Annotated in this window: 15 protein-coding genes; 7 read left to right on the top strand and 8 right to left on the bottom strand. The window is 71.8% G+C overall.

Annotated elements, in window-relative coordinates; genetic code table 11:
• Positions 1-13 precede the first annotated feature (13 nt).
• Both AB5J56_RS04080 and AB5J56_RS04075 read left to right on the top strand, forming a co-directional pair.
• Positions 14-901 (top strand): alpha/beta fold hydrolase, encoded by an 888-nt coding sequence (locus AB5J56_RS04080; protein WP_369230104.1) that lies wholly within the window; start codon positions 14-16, stop codon positions 899-901.
• A complete protein-coding gene (locus tag AB5J56_RS04075; RefSeq protein ID WP_369230102.1) occupies positions 898-3,684 on the top strand; it encodes an AAA family ATPase in 2,787 nt (928 codons plus the stop codon). The genes AB5J56_RS04080 and AB5J56_RS04075 overlap by 4 nt, the downstream gene beginning before the upstream one ends.
• Before the next feature lie 3 nt (positions 3,685-3,687).
• Here AB5J56_RS04075 and AB5J56_RS04070 read toward each other — a convergent pair whose 3' ends face one another.
• Positions 3,688-4,497, bottom strand: a complete 810-nt coding sequence (locus AB5J56_RS04070) for a phytanoyl-CoA dioxygenase family protein (RefSeq protein WP_369230100.1) — start codon at positions 4,495-4,497, stop codon at positions 3,688-3,690.
• A 64-nt stretch (positions 4,498-4,561) separates the two neighbouring features.
• Here AB5J56_RS04070 and AB5J56_RS04065 point away from each other — a divergent pair, with 64 nt between their 5' ends.
• Positions 4,562-5,452 carry a helix-turn-helix domain-containing protein gene (locus tag AB5J56_RS04065; protein ID WP_369230098.1) on the top strand — a complete coding sequence of 297 codons (891 nt, stop codon included), beginning with the start codon at positions 4,562-4,564 and terminating at the stop codon, positions 5,450-5,452.
• Positions 5,453-5,561: 109 nt separating this feature from the next.
• Here the strand turns inward: AB5J56_RS04065 and AB5J56_RS04060 are convergent, their stop codons facing one another.
• From AB5J56_RS04060 to AB5J56_RS04045, 4 genes are all read right to left on the bottom strand, one after another.
• Positions 5,562-7,727 (bottom strand): MMPL family transporter, encoded by a 2,166-nt coding sequence (locus AB5J56_RS04060; protein ID WP_369230096.1) that lies wholly within the window; start codon positions 7,725-7,727, stop codon positions 5,562-5,564.
• A gap of 164 nt (positions 7,728-7,891) precedes the next feature.
• A complete protein-coding gene (locus tag AB5J56_RS04055) occupies positions 7,892-8,377 on the bottom strand; it encodes a universal stress protein (protein WP_369230094.1) in 486 nt (161 codons plus the stop codon).
• Between the two features lie 6 nt (positions 8,378-8,383).
• On the bottom strand, positions 8,384-9,679 hold the full coding sequence (locus AB5J56_RS04050; protein WP_369230092.1) for an arsenic transporter: 1,296 nt from the start codon (positions 9,677-9,679) through the stop codon (positions 8,384-8,386).
• 69 nt (positions 9,680-9,748) lie between these two features.
• Positions 9,749-12,133, bottom strand: coding sequence for a SpoIIE family protein phosphatase (locus tag AB5J56_RS04045; protein ID WP_369230090.1), 2,385 nt, complete (start codon positions 12,131-12,133; stop codon positions 9,749-9,751).
• A gap of 288 nt (positions 12,134-12,421) precedes the next feature.
• Between AB5J56_RS04045 and AB5J56_RS04040 the strand changes: the two genes are divergently transcribed.
• A complete protein-coding gene (locus AB5J56_RS04040) occupies positions 12,422-15,517 on the top strand; it encodes a glycoside hydrolase family 2 TIM barrel-domain containing protein (RefSeq protein ID WP_369230088.1) in 3,096 nt (1,031 codons plus the stop codon).
• Positions 15,518-15,565: 48 nt separating this feature from the next.
• On the opposite strand, the gene AB5J56_RS04035 is transcribed toward AB5J56_RS04040, so the two are convergent.
• A complete protein-coding gene (locus tag AB5J56_RS04035; protein ID WP_369230086.1) occupies positions 15,566-17,209 on the bottom strand; it encodes a cytochrome bc complex cytochrome b subunit in 1,644 nt (547 codons plus the stop codon).
• Positions 17,206-18,141, bottom strand: coding sequence for an RNA polymerase sigma factor SigJ (gene sigJ / locus AB5J56_RS04030; RefSeq protein ID WP_369230084.1), 936 nt, complete (start codon positions 18,139-18,141; stop codon positions 17,206-17,208). Before sigJ ends, AB5J56_RS04035 begins: the two co-directional genes overlap by 4 nt.
• Before the next feature lie 155 nt (positions 18,142-18,296).
• Between sigJ and AB5J56_RS04025 the strand changes: the two genes are divergently transcribed.
• Genes AB5J56_RS04025 through AB5J56_RS04015 form a run of 3 tightly spaced genes read left to right on the top strand, consistent with a single transcriptional unit; the run spans position 18,297 to position 20,998 of the window.
• Entirely contained in the window at positions 18,297-19,913 is a 1,617-nt protein-coding gene (locus tag AB5J56_RS04025; protein WP_369230082.1) for an MFS transporter, read from the top strand.
• Positions 19,910-20,527, top strand: a complete 618-nt coding sequence (locus tag AB5J56_RS04020; protein WP_369230080.1) for a hemerythrin domain-containing protein — start codon at positions 19,910-19,912, stop codon at positions 20,525-20,527. The genes AB5J56_RS04025 and AB5J56_RS04020 overlap by 4 nt, the downstream gene beginning before the upstream one ends.
• A 54-nt stretch (positions 20,528-20,581) precedes the next feature.
• Positions 20,582-20,998, top strand: coding sequence for an SRPBCC domain-containing protein (locus AB5J56_RS04015; RefSeq protein ID WP_369230078.1), 417 nt, complete (start codon positions 20,582-20,584; stop codon positions 20,996-20,998).
• A gap of 49 nt (positions 20,999-21,047) precedes the next feature.
• Here the strand turns inward: AB5J56_RS04015 and AB5J56_RS04010 are convergent, their stop codons facing one another.
• Complete coding sequence (locus AB5J56_RS04010) at positions 21,048-21,443, bottom strand: nuclear transport factor 2 family protein (RefSeq protein ID WP_369230076.1); 396 nt, start codon at positions 21,441-21,443, stop codon at positions 21,048-21,050.
• Positions 21,444-21,486: the final 43 nt, after the last annotated feature.

Below are 21,486 nucleotides of genomic sequence, written 5' to 3'. Positions count from 1 at the left end.
TTATTGTCTGGACATGACCGGAGAGTTCCTTCCCCTGGCCGTACACGATCATGGCGGCGACGGCCCGCCTCTGCTCCTGCTGCACGGCGCGGGACGCACCCTTGCCGACTGGGCGGCCGTCGCCCCGCTCCTCGTCCCGCGCCACCGGGTGCTCGCCGTGGACCTGCGCGGCCACGGGCTCTCGCCGTCCGGGACCTGGAGTTTCCCCGGCGTCCTCGCGGACATCGAGGCGGTGTTGGAGGAGTACGGCATCCCCGGCGCGCTGCCCGTCGGGCACTCGCTCGGCGGCATGATCGCCGTGCGGTACGCCCTGGAGCACCCGGACAGCACACCGGGAGCGGTCAATCTGGACGGTTTCGGGTGGGGCCGCCCTGACCAGTACCCGGGACTGGACCCGGTGGACGTCGAGGAACGGCTCGGCCGGGTGCGTGAGTTGGCGGCGACGATAGCGGGCCGGCCGATTCCGGCGGACGGGCTGAAGGGACTGCTCGCCCACGAGCGCGCGATGTCCCGGCAACTGGGCATCCCCTACGAGCTGTTGGAGGCGGCCCTGCTGCGCTCCCTCCACGAGGGCCCGGACGGGCGACTGGGGTCGCGGCCGTCGGGCGTGCACGCCCGGGAGATGCTGGACGCGGTCGACCTGCTCGATCTCTTCGCCCTCTTCCGCCGGATGACCCGCCCGCTGCTGCTCGGACGCGCGCTGCGCCCGGTGCCGTCGACGCCGGGCATGGAATGGTTCGACGAGCTGATGGCCGCGTACGCGAAGGGCCTCGCACGCGACCTGGCCGAACTGGCCGAAGAGCGCCCCGGGGTGACGGTCGCCGAGATCGACGGCACTCACGCCATGCTGCTGGAGAACCCCGGCCAGGTCGCCGACACGATCCTCGGGTTCTGCTCATGACGCCGGGCGGGGACGACTGGATCATCGGCCGGGACCATGAACTGGCCCTGCTGACGCGGCTGGTGGAGGGATTGACCGCGGGCGAGCCCGGGACCCTCGTGCTGTCGGGCGGGCCCGGCGCGGGCAAGAGTGTGTTGCTGGACGCCGCCGCCCGTATCGCCCGGCGGGCCGGGACCCGCGTGCTGCGCTGCCGGGGGAGCGAGGGTGAGTCGGGCCTCCCCTTCGCGGGACTGCACCAGTTGCTGCGGCCTGTTCTCGACCTCGCCGACGGGCTGCCCCCGCGTCAACGGGCCGCCCTGCTGGCCGTGTTCGGGCTCGATGACGGCGCCGAGCCGGCCCCCGACCCGCTGCTTACCTCGCTCGGCGCCCTCACCCTGCTCTCCGACGCCGCCGGGCGCGGCCCGCTGCTCCTGGTGGTCGACGACGCGCACTGGCTGGACCTGGGCACACTCGACGTCCTGGCCTTCGTGGCGCGCAGGCTCGAAGGCGAGCCCGTCGCCCTGCTGCTCGCGGCGCGCGACACCGCCGTACCCGCGCAATTCGGCCGCGAAATGGGACAGTTGACGATCGAGCCGCTCGAACCTGCGGCGGCCGGGCAGCTTCTCGACCGGCAGCCCGAACCGCCGGTCGGACGGGCGCGTTCCCGGGTCCTCGAAGAGGCGGCGGGCGTGCCGCTGGCCCTGGTCGAACTCGCCCGGGCTGTCGGGCGCGACCCCGCGGCCGCCCAGGGCGGGGCGCTGCCCCTGACCGACCGGCTGGAGGCCATCTTCGCCGCAGACCTGCCCGAACTTCCTGCCGCCACCCGCAAGTTGCTGCTGCTCGCGGCCGCCGCGGAGAGCGCCGAACTGCCCGTCATCCTCTCCGCCGCGGGCGGCACCACGAGCCCCGACGACTGGCTGCCCGCCGAGCGCGCCGGACTCGTGCGCATCGGCGACGAGCAGATCCGCTTCCGCCACCCGCTGATCCGCTCCGCCGTCTACCAGGCCGCGACCTACGCCGAACGCCACGCGGCCCACCGGGCCCTCGCCGACGTCCTGGTCGGCGACCCCGACCGCCGCGCCTGGCACCACGCGGCCGCCGTGTCGGGTGTCGACGAGGACGCCGCCCAGGAGCTGGAGCACAGCGCCGAACGCGCCCAGCGCCGCGGCGGGTACGCGGCCGCCGCCACCGCCCTCCAGCGCGCCGCCCGGCTCACCCCCGAACCCGAAACGCGCGCGCAGCGCCTGGTGCGGGCGGCGACCATGGCCATGTACGCCGGGCATCCGCGCTGGGTCGGCGAGATCGCCACCGAGGTCGCCACGCTCACCGACGACCCCGCCGTGCTCGCGGTGGCCTCGCTCCGGGCGGGCTGGGCGCTCGCCGTGACCACCCAGTTCGCGGGCTCGCTCGGGTTCCTGCTGCCCGTCGCCGAGTCGGTGGTGGAGGCCGACCCCGTCCTCGCCCTCGACGCCCTCTCGACGGCCACCACGCCCGCGTACAACTCGGGAGCGCCCGAGCACCGCGAACGGATCCTGCGGACCGCCGAACGCGTGCCGCCGCAGGAGGACGAGGCGGCCCGGCTGTGGATCCTGGCGGGCTGCGATCCCCTACGGCACCGGGCCAGGGCCCTGGAGATGCTCCGCGGCACCGTCTGGATCGAGCCGCGGTCCGGGCCCGACTCGGCCCCCGGAAGCGACCGCGTCCTGTCCCGTCTGGTCGTCGGGGGCGCGGCCGCCTGGGTGCTGGACGAGACGGCCGAGGCGGTACGGCTGCTGGAGGGGGCGCTGGATCACCTGCGCCGCTCCCCGACAGCCGGGGCCAACGCCACCGTGGCGCAGGCGCTCGCCCTGGCCCTGTACGAGAGCGGGGCCTGGACGGCCTGCCGCGCCGCCCTCGACGAGGCGTACCGCACCGCCGCCGAAGCGGGACTGGAGAACGTGGCGGCCGGATCCCCGGTGCTCGGCGCCACCCTGCTCGCCCTGCGCGGCGAGACGGAGGCCGCACGCGCCGCCGTCCAGCGCGCCGTCCACGGTCTGGACCTCTCGGGCTGCCGCAGTCTCCAGGTGCGCACGCACTACGCGCTGGGCGCCGCCGCACTGGCGGAGGGCGACCACGCCGCGGCCTACGACCGCTTCCGAGCCGTCTACACCCAGGACCCGGAACCCGCGCCCCTGCACTACCACGCCTCCGACTACTACCTGGCCGACCTGGCCGCGGCCGCCGTACGCACCGGACGTGCCGACGACGCGCGCCAGGTGCTCGACGCGGCCTGCCGCCGGCTCGCGCAGGGAGAGCTGTCGGCGCGCCTCGACGCCCTGGTGCACCGGGCCCGCGCCCTGCTCGCCGAACCGGACGACGCCGAACGGCACTTCACGGCGGCACTGGCCGACCCGGAGGGCGACCAGTGGCCGTTCGAGCGCGCGCAGGTCCGCCTCGACTACGCGGAATGGCTGCGCCGCAGGCGCCGCGCGGTCGAGGCGCGCCCGCTGCTCACCGCGGCGCTCGACTGCTTCGAGCAGCTCGGCGCCGGACCGTGGACCGAACGCGCCCGTGCGGAACTGCGGGCCGCGGGCGTCACCCCCGGCGCCCCGCCGTCCGCGTCCGCCCAGGCGCTGGCCGAACTCACCCCGCAGCAGCTCCAGATCGCCCGTCTCGCGGGCGCGGGCCTGACCAACCGAGAGATCGGCGAACGTATCTTCCTCTCACCCCGCACGGTCGGCTTCCACCTCTACCGGATCTTCCCCAAGCTCGGCATCACGTCCCGGGCCCAGCTCCGGGACGCACTGCCCGACTCGTCGCCGTAGGACCTAGTGCGGGGCGGCGGGCTCGAACTCCGTGCCGCACGGGCCCGCGCCCTCGCTCTCGGCCAGGGAGACGGGGGCGCCCGTCATGGTCAGCGTGCGGTAGTAGCCGCCGATGCGCTGTGTGGAGCGGCCGACGTAGTGGCCGATGAAGGAGCGACGGAAGCGGTCGGCGGTGCGGTTGGGGCCGGAGCCGTGCACCAGGCTGCCGTTGAAGAACAGCACGTCGCCCGGCGCCATGTCGACGGGCACCGTCGCCAGGCCGGGCGGCGGCGGAACGTACTCCCGCGCGAACGACACGTCCGCGTCCGCCTCCTCCGGGCAGAACAGGTCCATGCGGTGGGTGCCCGGCACGACCTCCAGCCCGCCGTTGTCCCGGTCGATCACATCGCAGGCGATCCAGGCGGCCACGCACGTGCCCGGCTCGACCCGCAGATAGAAGTTGTCCTGGTGCAGCGCCTGCCCGCGGGCGCCCGGCGGCTTGAAGTAGAACATGCTCTGCGCGGCCAGCACTTCCTCGCCCAGCAGGACCTCCAGGACGTCCCGCAGCCGGGGTTCGAGAAGGAGGTGTCGGGAGCGCGCGCTGATGCGGTGCGGGTGCATGACCCGGGGGTAGGCGTGCAGCGGATCGACGGGAGCGCCGTCCCGCGGCGTACGGGGTTCGAAGTGCCCCGGTACCGGCCCGGCGGCGCGCAGCGCGGTGAACTCCGTGCACAGCTCGTCGATTTCGGCGGGAGTGAACAGCCCCCGCACCACGGCGAAGCCCTTCTCCTCGAACTCCCGCAGCCCGTCCGTGTTCCTGTCCGTGCCTGTCATACGACCGACCCTTCCCATCAGTGGCTCAGGTGCCTCACGCTAGGCCGATCCGCTGATCGGGAGGATGCCTGTGCGTGCTGACGAATTGCCCGAGACTGCTGACCCGTCCCCGCCACCGGGCCTGGTGACGATCGGGCGCTTCGACCAGGAGCCCGGCTACAGCATCAACCGGCCCTCCGGCGCCGACAGTTGGCTGTTCACCTGGACCACCGACGGACGCGGCCGGCTCGAACAGGGCGCGGCCCGGACCACGGCCGGACCCGGCGACCTGGTGGTCCTCGGCCCCGGAGCACCGCATCGCTACGCCGTCGAACCGGGCGCCGGGCACTGGGCGTTCTGGTGGGTGCACTGCCAGGCCAGGGTGTCCTGGTCCGGCTGGCTGCGGCCGTACGCCCTGGAGGACCGGCTCTACGCCGTCGGCCCCGTCCCGGGCCCGGGACGCGTCGAGGCGGCGTTCCGCCGGATGCTCGCGGACGCCCGCTGGACCGGGGAGGGCCCACCACCCACCGCGGCGGAGCCCTCCGACGGCGAGATCGCAGTCGCGCACGGCACCGCCGCCCGCGAACTGGCGCTCTGTTCCCTGGAGGAGATCGTCCTGCTGGCCACCGCCCAGGCGGAGCGGCCGCGCCCCGACATCGACGCGCGCATCCGCCGGGCGGAGGCCCTCATCAGCGCCGACCCCAGCGCCCCGCACACCGTGCGTTCCCTGGCCGGTGCCGTGTCCCTCTCCCCGTCCCGCTTCGCCCACCTCTACACCGAGCAGCTCGGCCACTCCCCGATGCGCGCCCTGCGCGAGGCCCGGCTGCTGCACGCCGCCCGCCTCCTGGAGGCCACCGAGCTACCGGTCGAGCGGGTGGCCGCGGCCTCCGGCTTCACCAGCCCGTTCCACTTCAACCGGGCCTTCCGCGAACGGTATGGGGCGCCGCCTGGCGCGTACCGGACGGGCCTGCGCTAGGGCGTGGCCCCTTCTGTACCCGATCTCGTTGCCGTCGGGGTCGCGGTACACCGTCCCGCGCATGCGACCGTGCGGCGAAGGTGTCCCTCCGCCGCACGGAAAGCAGCGCTCAGTCGTGCGAGAAGCGCACGTCCGGCAGGATGCGGCGCAGCCATGCCGGGGACCACCAGGCGGCGCGGCCGGTCAGTCGGAGCAGGACGGGCAGCAGGACCAGTCGGATGAGGAACGCGTCGAGCAGCACCGCGACGCCCAGCACGATGCCCATCTCCTTGGGCGGCAGCGGGTCGGCGAGCGCGAACGTGAAGAAGACGGCGACCATGACCGCGGCGGCGGCGAAGATGACGCGACCGGAGTGGGCGAGCGCGCCGATCACCGCCTGCCTGGGCTCTCCGGTGCGCTCGTAGTGCTCCTTGGCGGAGGACAGCAGGAACACGGTGTAGTCCATGGCGATGGCGAAGATCATCGCGAAGAAGAAGACCGGTCCCCAGCCGTCGAGGAAGCCCTGTGGATCGAAGCCGAGCAGGCCGGAGAGGTGCCCGTCCTGGAAGATCAGCCGGGCGACTCCGAAGGCCGCGCCGGTGGCCAGGAGGTTCGTCAGGACGGCGAGGGCCGAGATCAGCGGGGCCTGCAGAGCGATCAGCAGCAGGACGAAGCCGAGCGCCAGGATGACTCCGATGACCAGCGGTGCCTTGTCGTCCAGGGACTGCTTGAGGTCCAGGTTCTCCACGGCCGCGCCGCCGACCAGGGCGTTCGGGGGCAGCTCGGCACGCAGTCCGGCGACGGTGCGCGCCAGTTGACCGTCGGACGGATCGACGGACGGCATGGCCTGGATCATGGTCAAGTGCGATCCGTCGGCAGCCTGTTGGGCGGGTGTGACGGCGGCGATGCCCTCGTTCGTCGTGAGCACCTCGACCGCGGCGTCGGCGTCGGCGGACGGGGTGACGATCTGGAGCATGCCGGGGGCGCCCTTGCCGAGAGCCGACTGGACGAGTTCGTACCCCTGACGCGAACTGTCGTTCTCCGGGACGACCTTGATGGACGGCATCGCGGTCTTCAGCCCGAGGACGGGGACGGCCAGGGCGATCAGTACGGCGAGGGCGAGCGCGCCGAAACGCAGCGGCTGCCGCCACAGACGCTCGCCCCAGGCCTGGAAGCGAGGCGACGCGGCCCGATCCGCGCGGGTCCGGGGCAGCGCGAACTTGTTGACGCGCGGGCCGAGTCTGCCGAGGACGGCCGGCAGCAGCGTGAGCGTCGCGGCCAGCACGAAGACGACCGAGAGCATGATGCCGACCGCCATGGTGCGTACGGCGGGGGCGGGCACCAGCATCACCGCGGACAGGCTGACCAGGACCGTGAGCCCGGACAGCAGGACGGCCTTCCCGGCCGTGTCCATCGTCTCGACCACGGCCCGGCGCCGGTCCCCGCTCGCCGCGAGGGCCGCCCGGAAGCGGATGACGAGGAACAGCGCGTAGTCGATGCCCAGCGCGAGCGCGAACATCAGGGCGAAGTCCATCGCCCAGATCGAGATGGGCATGACGTGGCTGAGCAGGACCAGGGAGCCGACCGAGGCGGCCAGCCCCGCCATCGTGAGGAGGAGCGGAAGTCCGGCGGCCACCAGTGATCCGAACGCGATGACCAGCACGACGAGGGTGACCGGCCAGGACAGTATCTCGGCGTGGATCATCGCTTCCAGGTTGGCGGTGTTGAAGTCGCTCCACATGGCCGAGGCGCCGGTCGCACGCACGGTGATGTCGCCGGTCGACAGCTTCCGCAGGGGTTCCTTGAGGTCGTCGGCGGCGCGCACCATGTCGTCGGTGTTGGCGTCGGCGCCGCCGAGGACGACGGCGGTCCGTCCGTCCCTGCTGATGCTGACGCCCGGCTGAGGAGCGATGACCTCGCCGATCCGGTCGTCCGCCTTGAGTGCGCGGGTGACCTCGGCGATCACCTTGCGCGCGGAGGTGTCGGTGACCTTCCCGTCCTTCGAGCCGACGACCACCTGGATCGCGGACGAGGCGTTTCCGCCGAAGTGCTCCTGGGCCAGTTCGCGCACCCGCACCGACTCGGAGCCGTTGCTCTGCCAGCCAGCCCCGGACAGCGCCGAGGTGACCTGCGGTGCGAACGCGCCGAGCACGGCCACGACGACCAGCCAGCCCATGAGCACCTGCTTGAAGTGCCCGGCCGTCCAGGCGCCGAGCTGCCCGAGCGGCCCGGAACGGCCGGGTGGTTGCACCTCCGGCTCATGCTCCGCCGCCTCGGGGAATGCCGTGCTGGTCATGTGCCCTCCTCGCTGAAATACCCCTGGGGGTATTTGAGAGCGTAGCAGGAGATACCCCAGGGGGTATTTTTGGGAGCGTCGTGAACCCGTGCCACAGCCGCGGAAGCACCCGCGGCTAGGAGCCAGGAGCCAGGAGCCAGGAGCCAGGAGCCAGGAGCCAGGGATCAGGCGTGCGGCGGAGGCGGCAGTGTCGTGACGTCCGGGGCCGGTTCGGGCCAGACCAGGAGAACGGGGCACGGCGCATGGTCGACCACGAAGCGCCCGGCCGGGCCCAGGCTGCGGGGACCGAGGCGCGCGCGGTCGCCGTCGCGGGCCAGCACCAGGAGGTCGGCGCCCTCGGCGGCGGCGACCACCGCACGCTCGGCGCGCCCCGTTCGCTTCAACCGGGTGCAGGGGCCGTCCAGTCGCTCGGCGGCCGCGTCGAGCAGGAGGGTGGCCGAGGACGTCCCGAGGTCCTCCAGGCGGTCGCCGGGGTCGGGTTCCGAGCGGCCGCGGCCCAGCAGCCCGGCGAAGGCGCCGTGCGCGAGGCCGGGTACGTCCGGCTCGCTGACGTGCAGCAGTACGACATCGGTGGCGTGCGGCGCGTGGCCGCGCACCGCGTCCACGCACGCGGGCCAGGTCCCTTCGACGAGCCAGACGACGACCCGCATGCGCAATCAGCCTCCGAGAACGTGGAGTGAGGCCCATAGGGCCACAACGGCCGGGACCAGCGCGGCCGGTACGGCGATCAGCCCGAGGCGGGTGAACTCCTTGAGGTCGACGCCGTGGTCGTGCTGATGCACGATACGCCGCCACAACAGCGTCGCCAGGGAACCGGCGTAGGTGAGGTTGGGACCGATGTTGACGCCCAGGAGCACGGCCAGCACCGCGCCGGGACCCGACACCGCGGCCAGCGGCAGCAGTACGAGGACCGCGGGCAGGTTGTTGATCAGGTTCGCGAGGACAGCGGCGAGCGCCGCGATGCCGAGGAGCGCGAGCAGTCCGGACCCGTCCGGGAGCAGCCGGCCGAGGGCGTCGGCGAGACCGTTGTCGACGACGGCCCGTACGACGATGCCCAGCGCGAGCACGAAGGCGAGGAAGGCGGGGGCGGCGGCACGCACCACGGTGAGCGGGGTGGCGCGGCGGCGCAGCAGCGCGCGGGCGGCGAGCACGAGGGCGCCTGCCGCCGCGGACCAGGCGGGATCGATGCCGAGCGCGGAGGCGAGGACGAACCCGGCCAGTGTGCACACCACGGTGACCAGGGCGAACAGCGGCATGTCCGGCGGCTCGTCCACGCTCGGCGCCGGGGCGGCCGCGCCGAGGTCGCGGGCGAAGAAGCGCCGGAAGACGACGTACTCGGCGGCGATGGCGACGAGCCAGGGCAGCGTCATCAGTGCGGCGAAGCGGGTGAAGCTCAGACCGCTGGCGGTGAACGCGAGCAGGTTGGTGAGGTTGGAGACCGGCAGGAGCAGCGAGGCCGTGTTCGACAGATGGGTGCAGGCGTAGACGTGCGGTTTCGGGCGGGCGCCCATCCGGGCCGCGGTGGCGAACACGACGGGGGTGAGCAGCACGATCGTGGCGTCCAGGCTGAGCACCGCCGTGATCGCCGAGGCGAGCGCGAAGACCGCGGTGAGTAGGCGCCCGGGGCTGCCCGCGGCCCAGCGGGCCATCCACGCGCCGCCGGCCCGGAAGAGCCCTTCGTCGTCGCAGAACCGGGCCAGCACCAGGACCGCCGCGAGGAACCCGATCACCGGTCCCAGGTGTGCGGCCTCGGCGCGGGCGTGGTCCCAGGAGATCGCTCCGGTGGCCATCACCAGCCCGGCGGCCGGGACGGCCACGACGGCCTCTGGCCAGTTGAAGGGGCGGACCACCGCGCAGACGAGCACGGCGACGAGCAGGACGACGGAGAGGGACTCCGCCAGCGGGGTGTTCAGGGTTCGGTCCTCCGGGACACGGTCGTGGTGCCCCTTCATCAAATCAGGCTCCACGTGATCGATCGCACCCCACCCCGGTCGCGTCCGCCGAGTCGGCGACCGGTCCCGTCACTCGCCGAGCAGGGTCAGCTCCGCCCAGATCGTCTTGCCGTCGGCCGTGTGGCGGCTGCCCCAGCGCTGGGTGAGCTGGGCGACCAGCAGCAGGCCGCGGCCGCCCTCGTCGAAGATCTTGGCGCGGCGCAGATGCGGGGCGGTGTGACTGGTGTCGGACACCTCGCAGATGAGGGTGGCGGAGTCGTGGATGAGGCGCAGCCGGATGGGCTGTTCGCCGTACCGGATGGCGTTGGTGACCAGTTCGCTCACCACCAGTTCGGCCGGGAACGTCGCCTCGCTCAGACCCCAGGAGTCCAGCTGGTCGACGACCTGCTTGCGGATCGGCGCCACGAGTGCGGGGTCGGCCGGGATGTCCCAGGTCGCCACCTGCGAGGCCGCGAGGCCGCGGGTGCGGGCGAGCAGCAGCGCCACGTCGTCGGAGGCACCGCCCACCGGAAGGAGCGACTGGAGGATCGTGTGACAGGTCTCCTCCAGTGCCCCCGGGGACTGCGCCAGGGCGCGCAGCAGCAGCTGGTGACTGGTGTCGAGGTCCCGCTCCCGGCTCTCGACCAGGCCATCGGTGTACAGGGCGAGCACCGTGCCCTCGGCGAGGTCGATCTCGGTGGACTCGAAGGGCAGGCCGCCCAGGCCCAGCGGCGGACCGGCCGGTACGTCGATCTGCCGGGGCGATCCGTTCGGCGGCAGCATGACGGGCGGCGGATGGCCGGCCCGGGCGATCGTGCAGCGCCGGGAGACCGGGTCGTAGACCGCGTACAGGCAGGTGGCGCCGACCTCGCCGGTGACACCCTCGGAGCCGGCCTCGATGGACAGCCGTACGACGAGGTCGTCCAGGTGCGTCAGCAGCTCGTCGGGGGCCAGATCGATGTCGGCGAGGGTCCGTACGGCCGTACGGAGTCGTCCCATGGTCGCCGACGCCTGGATGCCGTGGCCGACGACGTCGCCGACGACCATGGCGACCCGCATCCCGGACAGTGGGATCACGTCGAACCAGTCGCCGCCCACGCCGGCGCGTGCGGCCGGGAGGTAGCGCGAGGCCGCCTCCACGGCGGCGGTCCGGGGCAGCGACTGGGGGAGCAGACTGCGTTGCAGGGCGAGCGCGGTCTGCCGCTCCCGGGAGAAGCGGCGGGCGTTGTCGATGCAGATGGCCGCCCTGGCCGTCACTTCCTCGGCCAGCAGGACGTCGTCGGGGGTGAAGGGGTCGGGGCGCCGGTGCCGGGTGAAGACGGCCACGCCGAGGGTGGTGCCGCGGGCCTGGATGGGTACCGACATCGTGGCGTGGATGCCGAACTCCGTGATGCGCTCGCCGCGCAGCCGGTCCCAGGCGAGCCACTCCGACAGAGTGCTCGCGGAGTCCGGCGCCACGATCGTGCGCCCGGCCAGCAGGGAGTCCGCCTGCGGCGAGGCGGCGGGGTAGAGGTCGACCTCCCCGGCCTTCACCACCGCCTCGGGAGCCCCGGGGAGCACCGACTGGTGCGCGGCGCGACGCAGCGTGACCGGGGCGGTGGGCGGCTCCGTGCGGGGCTCGCCGTTCTGGCCCGGCGGATCGATCAGGTCGACGCTGACGAAGTCGGCGAGCGCGGGCACACAGACGTCGACGAGCTCCTGCGCCGTCCGGGTGACGTCGAGGGTGCTGCCGATGCGGACGCTCGCCTCGTTGACGAGTTGCAGGCGCTCCCGGGCGAGGTACTGCTCGGTGAAGTCGTGCGCGGCCAGGCACACACCGCGCACCCGGCCCTCGGCGTCGGTGAGCGGGGAGATCCGGGCCAGCCAGGCGTGCGCGTGGTCCTCGCCGCCCGTGCGCATGTACGTCTCCACCTCGCGCCCCTGCCCGGCGACGAGCACCTCGTACAGGTGCTGCTCGAGCTCCTCGCTCTCGCGTTTGCCACCGATCTCCGAGAGCCGCAGGCCGCGGATGCGGGATTCCGGGAGGCCTATCACGGCGGCCATCGCGTCATTGAGGCCGTACAGCCGCAGCCGTTCGTCGTAGACGGCCGTCGCGCAGGGGGACTGCGCCAGTACGGCCGTGGTCAGCGGGTCGTCCGGTGGACGCCGGTCGCGACCCGCCAGCGGGGTGACGACGAGCCAGTCGTCGTTGCCGCCGTGCTCCGGTCTCCTGCGGTGGGCGAGCAGCCACACGGACAGGACGCCTCCGTCGCGGCGGCGCAGGGAGAGGGTGCCGCTCCAGCGGTGGGCGGCCGGGTCGGGCGCCGCGGCCTCGGCCGGGTCGGCCAGCAGGTCGGCGGCAGGCCGGCCCTCCACCTCCGCGGGCGCGTAGCCCAGCAGCCGCCGGGCGCCTTCGCTCCAGCGGATCAGGATGCCGTTCTCGTCGATGACAGCCCGTGCCGTGGCGGCCTCGTCGAGGGGGTGGACCGGGGTCATCGTCGCCACTCCATTGCGCACACTCACAGTGAACAAGCGCGTCACTTGTGTTCCAGCCTAGTGCTTGGACGGGCCCTGCACCCGACACATGGCCCGGCGCGGGGCGGATCGGACGAGCGGATCGTGAGGGGCGACGGGCGCGCGGGCCGGGTGGGATTCAAGCCGATGTGACGGCCGGGGCGGAAGTAGCTGTCAGACCCTTGACTGCCGTGTGTGTCATCCCGTCAGAATCTGTTTGCTCACGATTAGTTGTGATGAATTATGAGCCCTTGATGAGGGGGAGCCGCCATGACGGTCACTCGAAGATCGGTACTGATCGCAGGAACGGCCGTACCGGCGGTCGGGACGCTCGCGGGCGCCACCGACGCCTGGGCCGCGTCGCCCGCGAGCGCCGCGGGCCGCCGCACCGTGGAACTCCGTGACGGCTGGCGCTTCGCGCTGGTCAACCCGGGTGGCATCACCGACCCCACGGGTGCGTACGCCGGGGCCGCCGAGCCCGGTTACGACGACGCGGCGTGGCGTGAAGTCGCCGTACCGCACGACTGGAGCATCGAGCTCACGCCGACCACCGAGCACGGCACCACCAGCGGCACCGGCTTCTTCCCCGGTGGCCTCGGCTGGTACCGCAACTCCTTCACCCTGCCGCCCGCCCTGGCCGGCAAGCGGATCTCGGTGGAGTTCGACGGCGTCTACATGGACGCGTACGTGTACTGCAACGGGACGCAGGTCGGCCGGCACCCCTATGGCTACACGGGGTTCGCCTTCGACCTGACCGACCTCCTGCACACCGACGGCACCACCGCCAACGTCATCGCGGTCAAGGTGCAGAACCGACTGCCCAGCAGCCGCTGGTACTCGGGCAGCGGCATCTACCGCGACGCCCGGCTCGTCGTCACCGAGCCGGTGCACGTCCGCCGCTGGGGGACTTATGTCACGACTCCGGAGATCACCGCGAAGAGCGCCCTTGTACGGGTGCAGACCTCCGTGGCGAACCAGTCGGGCACCCCGCGCGAGGTGGAGGTCCGCTCGCGGGTCGTCGACCCCGGCGGCCGGGTGGTGGCCCGCACGCACTCCACCGTCACCGTCGACAGCGAGAAGGCGGAGACCCACGAACTCACCGTGCCCGAGCCGCGGTTGTGGGACTTCGAAGCCCCGCACCGCTACACCCTGGAGACCGAACTCCGTGTCGGGGGCCGGGTCACCGACAGCTACCGGACCACCTTCGGTATCCGTTCGTTCCGCTTCGACCCCGACGAGGGATTCCATCTCAACGGCATCCACGCCAAGATCAAGGGCGTCGACCTGCACCACGACCAGGGCGCGCTCGGCGCCGCGATCAGCATCGACGCCGTACGCCGCCAGATGACCATCATGAAGTCGATGGGAGTCAACGCCTTCCGCACCTCCCACAATCCGCCCTCGCCGCAGATCGTCCAGGTCTGCGAGGAGCTGGGCATCGTGATGATGGTGGAGGCCTTCGACTGCTGGAAGACCGGCAAGACGGCCTACGACTACGGCCGGTTCTTCACCGAGTACGCCGACCAGGACGCCACCGAGATGGTGCTCGCGGCCCGCAACTCGCCCGCTGTGGTGCTGTGGTCCATCGGCAACGAGATACCCGACTCCACCTCCACCGCCGGGCTCGCCATGGCCGACCGGATCATCGCCGCGATCAGGGCGGTGGACGACACCCGCCCGCTCGTCATCGGCTCCGACAAGTACCGCCGTATTCCCGCCAAGGGCTCCGCGGCCGACCTGATGCTCGCCAAGCTGGACGGGCTCGGCCTCAACTACAACACCGCGGCCTCGGTGGACCAGTTGCACGCCGCCTACCCCCACCTCTTCCTCTTCGAGTCCGAGTCGTCGTCGGAGACCTCGACGCGCTCCACCTACCAGGAGCCGGAACACCTCAACACCGGCGAGAACCACACGCCGGGCCGGCGCGCGACCTCCTCGTACGACAACAACCTCGCCTCGTGGACGATCAGCGGGGAGTACGGGCACAAGAAGGACCGGGACCGGAAGTGGTTCGCCGGGCAGTTCCTGTGGTCGGGCATCGACTACATCGGGGAGCCTACGCCGTACGACGTGTTCCCGGTCAAGGCGTCCTTCTTCGGCGCGGTCGACACGGCGGGGTTCCCGAAGGACATGTACCACCTCTTCCGGAGCCAGTGGATCAGCGAGCCGATGGTCCATCTGGTGCCGATGAGCTGGAACCACGAGGAGGGCGACACGGTCGAGGTGTGGGCGTACGCGAACGTCGACACCGTGGAACTCTTCCTCAACGGAAAGTCCCTGGGGACAAGGACGTTCGACACCAAGAAGACCACCGACGGCCGCACGTACCTGGAGACCACGGAGGCCAGCGGCGACGACAAGTCGGTCACCAGCGGCCCCTACCCCGGCAGTTACACCAGCCCGAACGGCAGCGCGGGCAAGCTGCACCTCACCTGGAAGGTGCCGTACGCGCCCGGTGAGCTGAAGGCCGTCGCCCGCCGCGACGGCCGTACGGTCGCCACCGACGTCCTGCGCACCGCCGGAGCACCGCACGCCGTGCGGCTCACACCGGACCGCAAGTCACTGGCCGCCGACGGGCGTTCCCTCTGCTTCGTGACCGCGGAGGTCGTCGACGCGCGGGGTGTGGTCGTGCCCGACGCCGAGCACCTGATCGCCTTCGAGGTCGACGGCGGCTCGCTGGCCGGACTCGACAACGGGCGGGAGGAGAGCGCCGAGCGCTACCAGGCGAGCACCCGAACCGCCTTCCACGGCAAGGCACTTGCCGTCGTCCGCTCCGGCACCAAGCCCGGCTCGCTGAAGGTGCGAGCGCGCTCGGACGGGCTGCACTCGGACACCGTCACCGTACGCACCACCACCGCACGCGCGAAAGCGACCACCCCGGCCGCCGTGTTCGCCCCCGACCCGGGCCCGGGCACCCCCAACTACCCACTGGCCGACGCCAGTTACTCGGGCCGACCCGACACCCTCCCCGCCGCCATGGTCGACGGCGACGCGGCCACCGGCTGGTCCAACGCGTTCTACAAGGCGGCCACCGCCCTGCTGCCCGCGTTCAACGGAGCCCGCCCGAAGGACTGGGTCTCGCTGACCTGGGCGCGCTCGCGCACCTTCGACCGCGTCGAGGTCTCCTTCACCGTCGACGCGACCCACACCCTGCCCGCGTCCGTCGAGGTCGAGGTCTGGGACGGCAGGAAGTACGTGCCGGTGACGGGCGCCACCGTCGACTGGGCCACCGCCTCGGACGCGCCCACCGTCGTCACCTTCGACGCGGCCGGCGGCACAGCCCTCCGCCTCACCCTGACCAGCGCCCACCCGGGCGAGGCGAACGGTGCCCAGCGCATCAGCAAACTGGAGGCGCCCGTGGCGTAGACCGGGCGTCCGCCGCCGGGGAGGCCTCCGCCTCCCCGGCGGCGCTCCCTAGTGGCGCCGCGCCTCCTCGTACTCCTCGGCCGTGGGCTTCTCGACGCGGGTGCCCTCGCCGTAGAGCCTGCGGGAGAGGGCGGCGCGCAGGCGCACGGAGCGGGGCGCGCCGTTCGGGACGCCGTTGGAGTCCTGGGCGGGGCCGAGTTCCAGCGGTGGCGGCTCCTCGTGGGCGGTGAGGGTGTGGAGTTCGGCGGGGGAGAGGGGCCGGTGTGCCTCGACGTACTCGCCGTGCGGCAGGCGCTTGATGACGCCGGTCTCGCGGCCGTGCAGCACGAGTTCGCGGTCGCGCCGCTGGAGGCCGAGGCAGATGCGGCGGGTCACCACGAAGACGACGGCGGGGACCACGAACAGGGCGATCCGTACCGACCAGGTCACCATGTTGATCGACAGATGGAAGCGGGTCGCCACGATGTCGTTCCCGCCACCCGCCAGCAGGATCAGGTACAGGCTGATCCACGCCGTGCCGATCGACGTGCGGATCGGCCGGTTGCGCGGGCGGTCCAGCAGATGGTGCTCGCGCCGGTCGCCCGTGATCCAGGACTCCAGGAAGGGGTAGACGGCGACGAAGACCAGGAGGAGGGGGAAGACGACGACCGGGATGAGCACGCCGAGGTTCAGCGTGTGTCCCGCCGCGGTGATCTCCCAGCCCGGCATCACACGCACCAGCCCTTCCGCGAAGCCCAGGTACCAGTCGGGCTGGGCGCCCGTCGACACCTGGTCGGCGCGGTAAGGGCCGTACACCCAGACCGGGTTGATGGTCGCGACCGCCGATATGAGTGCGATGACGCCGAACACCAGGAAGAAGAAGCCGCCCGCCTTCGCCATGTAGACCGGCATGAACGGCGCGCCCACGACGTTGCGTTCGGTCTTCCCGGGCCCCGCGAACTGGGTGTGCTTGTGGTAGACGACCAGCAGGATGTGGGCCACCACGAGGGCCGCCATGATGCCGGGGATCAGCAGGATGTGCAGGGAGTAGAAGCGGGCCACGATGTCGTGGCCGGGGAACTCGCCGCCGAAGGTGAAGAACGAGAGATACGTGCCGACGACCGGCATCGACAGCAGCGCCCCGTCCACGAACCGCAGCCCGGTCCCCGACAGCAGGTCGTCCGGCAGCGAGTAGCCGAAGAGGCCCTCGAACAGGCCGAGCAGCAGCAGCGTCCAGCCGAACAGCCAGTTCACCTCGCGGGGCTTGCGGAACGAGCCCGTGAAGAAGTGCCGCATCATGTGCATCAGCATGGCGGCGAGGAAGATCAGCGCGGACCAGTGGTGGATCTGCCGGATGAGCAGCCCGCCGCGCACGTCGAAGCTGATGTCGAGGGTCGAGGCGTACGCCTCCGACATCCGTACGCCGTTGAGCGGGACGTAACTGCCGTGGTACGTCACCTCGTTCATCGACGGATGGAAGAACAGTGTCAGATAGACACCGGTGAGGATCAGCACGACGAAGCTGTAGAGGCAGATCTCGCCGAGCAGGAAGGACCAGTGGTCCGGGAAGACCTTGCGCAGATACTGCCTGCCCAGGCTGTACACGCCGAGGCGGCCGTCGAACCAGTCGGCGACCCGCTCACCGGACGACGCCTTGCCGGCCGGTCGCGAAGCCGGCTGCGGCGCCGTGCCCGGCTGCTCGGTGGTGGTCATGCGCGCTCCTTGGCCGTATTGGTGTCCTCCTCGCGGCGCACATGCGCGAGCTTCTCGGGATTGGTGACGATGTAGACGTCGGACACCTGGTCGCCGTCCGGGGTGAGGTCCATGACCATGACCGCGTACGGCGACTCGCCCTCGAACACCACCGCGGAGTCGTCGCCGTTGACACGCCGGTAGCGGACGTCCAGGCCAGTGCCGCGGTGCGTGGCGTAGCCGGCCAGCAGCCGGGCCGCCTTGTCCCGGCCGTGCACGGGCCGCAGCCCCGCCCCGCGCGCCTTGCCGCCGCCGTCCGTCCACACCGTGACATCCGGCGCCAGGATCTCCATCAGCGCGGCGATGTCACCGCCGAGCGCGGCCTCCACGAAACGTTCCGTCGCCTGCTGCCGTACGCGCGGATGGGCGCGGTAGAGCGGACGGCGGGCGTGCACGTGCTGCCGGGCGCGGTGCGCGAGCTGGCGCACCGCCGCCGGGGTGCGGTCGAGGACCTCGGCGATCTCCGTGTGGGGGTAGCCGAACACCTCGTTGAGGACGAACACCGCCCGCTCCAGTGGGGTGAGCGACTCCAGGACCACGAGCATCGCCAGCGACACCGATTCGGAGCGCAGGGCGCCCTCGGCCGAGTCGTCGGGGGCGGCCTCGTCGAGCAGCGGCTCGGGCAGCCACGGGCCGACGTACGTCTCGCGGCGGCGGGTGATGACCGCGCGCCGCGCGAGCGCGTGGTTCACCGCGATGCGGACGAGATAGGCGCGCGGGTTGCTGATCCCGTCGAGGGGCGAGCCGTGCCGTCGGCCCGTCCACGACAGCCAGGTCTCCTGCAGTACGTCCTCGGTGTCGGCGACGCTGCCGAGCATGTTGTAGGCGATCGCGAAGAGCAGCTCGCGGTGGTCGACGAACACCTGAGTCGCGGTGTCGGTCCCCTCGGACATGGCCTTGCCTCCCCTGGGTGGGCTCACTACTGCGAGCCCGACAGGGGGCCGGAATGTGACATCGGACGGCGAAGAGTGACGTACGTCTCACGACGTCACGGCGGCCGGGACCGGCGCCCTCTTGAACTCGAGTCCGACACAAGGAGACCGGCATAGTGTTCAAGAAATGGCACGGCAACCCCTGGGCGATCCTCATCACGCTCTCGCTCGGGTTCTTCATGACGCTGCTCGACCTGACGATCGTGAACATCGCGATCCCCGACATGGGCGAGGATCTGGATGCCTCCCTGGACGAGATCCTGTGGGTCGTCAACGCCTACACCCTCGCCCTGGCGGTCCTGTTGATCACTGCGGGCCGTCTCGGCGACCTGCGCGGCAAACGCACCCTGTTCATGTCCGGCGTCGCGCTGTTCACCCTGGCGAGCCTGGCCTGCGGCCTCGCACAGGACCCGGCCCAGCTGATCGCGTTCCGCGCGGTGCAGGGGCTGGGCGCGGCGCTGCTCATGCCGCAGACGCTGTCGATCATCGCCGAGGTGTTCCCGGCCGACCGGCGCGGCGTGGCGATGGGGGTCTGGGGTGGAGTCGCGGGCATCTCCGGGGCGCTGGGCCCGATCATCGGCGGCGCACTGATCACGCATCTGGACTGGCGGTGGATCTTCTACGTGAACCTCCCGCTCGGCGTCCTCGTCCTGGTGCTCGCCGCGGCGATCATCCCGGGCGGGCAGCGGCGCACGGTGCGCCACCGCTTCGACACCCTCGGCGTGGTCCTCGCCTCGACAGCCCTGTGCTGCCTGGCCTTCGCCCTCATCGAGGGGCAGCGCTACGACTGGAACGGCTGGATCCTCGCGCTGTTCGGCGCGGCTGCGCTGCTGTTCGCCGGGTTCCTCGTCCACGAGCGCGGACAGCAGACCGACGATCCGCTCGTCCCGTTCTCCCTCTTCAAGGACCGCAACTTCACGCTCCTCAACTTCGTCGGCATCACGGTGTCCTTCGGCGTCCTCGGGATGTTCCTGCCGCTGACCATCTACCTCCAGTCGGTGCTGGGCTTCAGCGCCCTCAAGTCCGGGCTCGTGCTGCTGCCCCTCGCCCTCGGTTCGTTCGTGACGGCCGGCCCGGCGGGCGCCTTCTCGGACAAGGTCGGCGGCAAGTTCATCCTGATGACCGGGCTGGGGGCCTGGGCCGCGGCGCTGATCTGGATCGCGGCCGCGGTCGACACCGGTTCGAGCTGGACCGCCGTCGCCTTCCCGCTCTTCCTCGCGGGTCTCGGAGCGGGCTGCACCTTCGCGCCGATGGCCACGGAGGTCATGCGCAACGTACCGGCGCGGCTGTCCGGCGCGGCCTCCGGTGTCAACAACGCGCTGCGGCAGGTCGGTTCGGTCCTCGCGGGCGCCGTCGTCGGCGCCGTACTCCAGGCGCAGCTGGCGGGCTCCCTCGCCGATCAGGCACGACAGCGCGCCGGGCAGCTGCCCGTCGCCTACCGCGACGGCTTCGTCGACGCCTTCTCGCACGCCGGGTCCGACGTCAACGCCGGGCAGGCGGGCGGTGTTCCGGCCGGTGTCCCGCACGACGTCGCCGCCCGCATGCGGGAGCTCGGCGGCCAGGTCTTCGGCCATGGCTTCGTCGACGCGATGGGCCCCGCCGTACTCGTCTCCGCCGCGGTCCTGCTGGCCGGCGCGCTCGCCTGTCTCGCCGTACGCCGCCATCACGGACCGTCCGCCAACCCGCACGCCCTTCCCGTGTACGAGCCCGAACTGGAGGAAGCCACCTCATGACCATCGACTTCATCGCGATGTACGCCGCCCACGATGCCTTCCGGCGCGACCTGGAGCGCCTCGGAAAGGCGGCGGCGGACGGCACCGCCGACGCCCCCGCGGTCCTCGCGGGCTGGGCCAACTTCCGGCACCAGCTGCACATCCACCACAGTGCCGAGGACAGCGACCTGTGGCCGCGTGTGCAGCGCAAGGTCATGGACCGGCCCGAGGACGTCGCCCTCCTCGCCGCGATGGAGGCCGAGCACGCCGGCCTGGACCCGCTGCTCACCGCGGTCGACACGGCACTCGCCGACCGGTCCGCGAAGCTGCCCGAACTGGTCGAGGCGCTCGCGTCCGCCCTCGACGAGCACCTCGGGCACGAGGAGGAGAACACCCTGCCCCTGATGCAGGAGGTGCTGACGGAAGCGGACTGGCGCGCCTTCACCGGTCGTATCGTCGAACAGCAGGGACTGCGCGGGGCCGCGGTGTTCGTGCCCTGGATCCTCGACGGCATCTCGCCCGCCTACCGCGCCCGGTTCCTCAAGGTGGTGCCGCCGCCGGCCCGCATCCTCAACCGGCTCTTCTGGCAGGCGGGTTACCGCCGGCGCGGGCTGTGGCGGCAGAGCGCGGCATAAAGGCCCAGGTCCCAGGCTCCAGATTGCAGACCCCAGACTCCGAGAGGGCATCCGATGGCTGACATCGCCATGCAGCTCACCATTGAGGCCGAGGCGGACACCGTGCGCGAGGCCATCGCCACCGGGGCCGGCGTGCGCAGCTGGTTCACCGCGGACGCGGCGGTGGGGGAGGGGGTCGGCGCGGAGCACGCGCTGACCTTCCCGGGCGTAGCGGAGCCCTGGCGGCTGCGCGTCACCGAGTCCGCCGAGCGGCGCCTGGTGCTGGAGGGCGCGAACGGACCGTGGAGCGGCACCACGCAGACGTACGAGATCCTCGACGTCCCCGAGGGCGGCGTCCTGCTCCGCTTCACGCACGCCGGCTTCCCGGTCCAGGACGACGCCTACCGCAACTTCACCTACGGCTGGGCAACCAAGTTCACCGCCCTCAAGGCCTACGCGGAGACCGGCCAGCCGGCCCCCCTCCTCGGCTGAGCCGGCACCTTCGGGCCCGGCACCTGCTCGGCGGGGAGAGGAGGGGGAATCAGGACCAGAACTCGTTGCTCTTGTCGATGTCCTCGACGCATTCGTCGAGGTCGGTGGCCTTGTCTCCGACGATCCGGAAGACGATGCCTCCGGTCTCGTCGATTCGCTTGCCGTTGCGCTCGGCGGTGTAGTGGTGCAGGGAGACCGCGTGTCCGCGGCCGTCGACGAGCACGTATCGCAGTTGGACCTTGAGGGTTCCGTTGGTCTCCTCGAACTGGCGGCGGTACATGTCGAGAATCGTGTCCACGCCCTTGAAGTCGCCGGACATCGGGTGGCTGCCGGGCACGTGGTGGGTGGCGTCCGACGCCGTCAACTGGCGCAGCGTGTCCATGTCACCACGTGAGAAAGCCTCGTAGCCCTTGCGGACGAGTGCTGCGTGCGGGTGTTCAGCCATGATGATCGCCGCCTTTCGATCGGTTCGGCGATGTGAGGCCTCC

The sequence above is a fragment of the Streptomyces sp. R21 genome (assembly GCF_041051975.1).
GTDB lineage: Bacteria > Actinomycetota > Actinomycetes > Streptomycetales > Streptomycetaceae > Streptomyces.
Note: the sequence above shows the minus strand (reverse complement) of the source record. Positions and strands in the feature narration are given on the sequence as shown.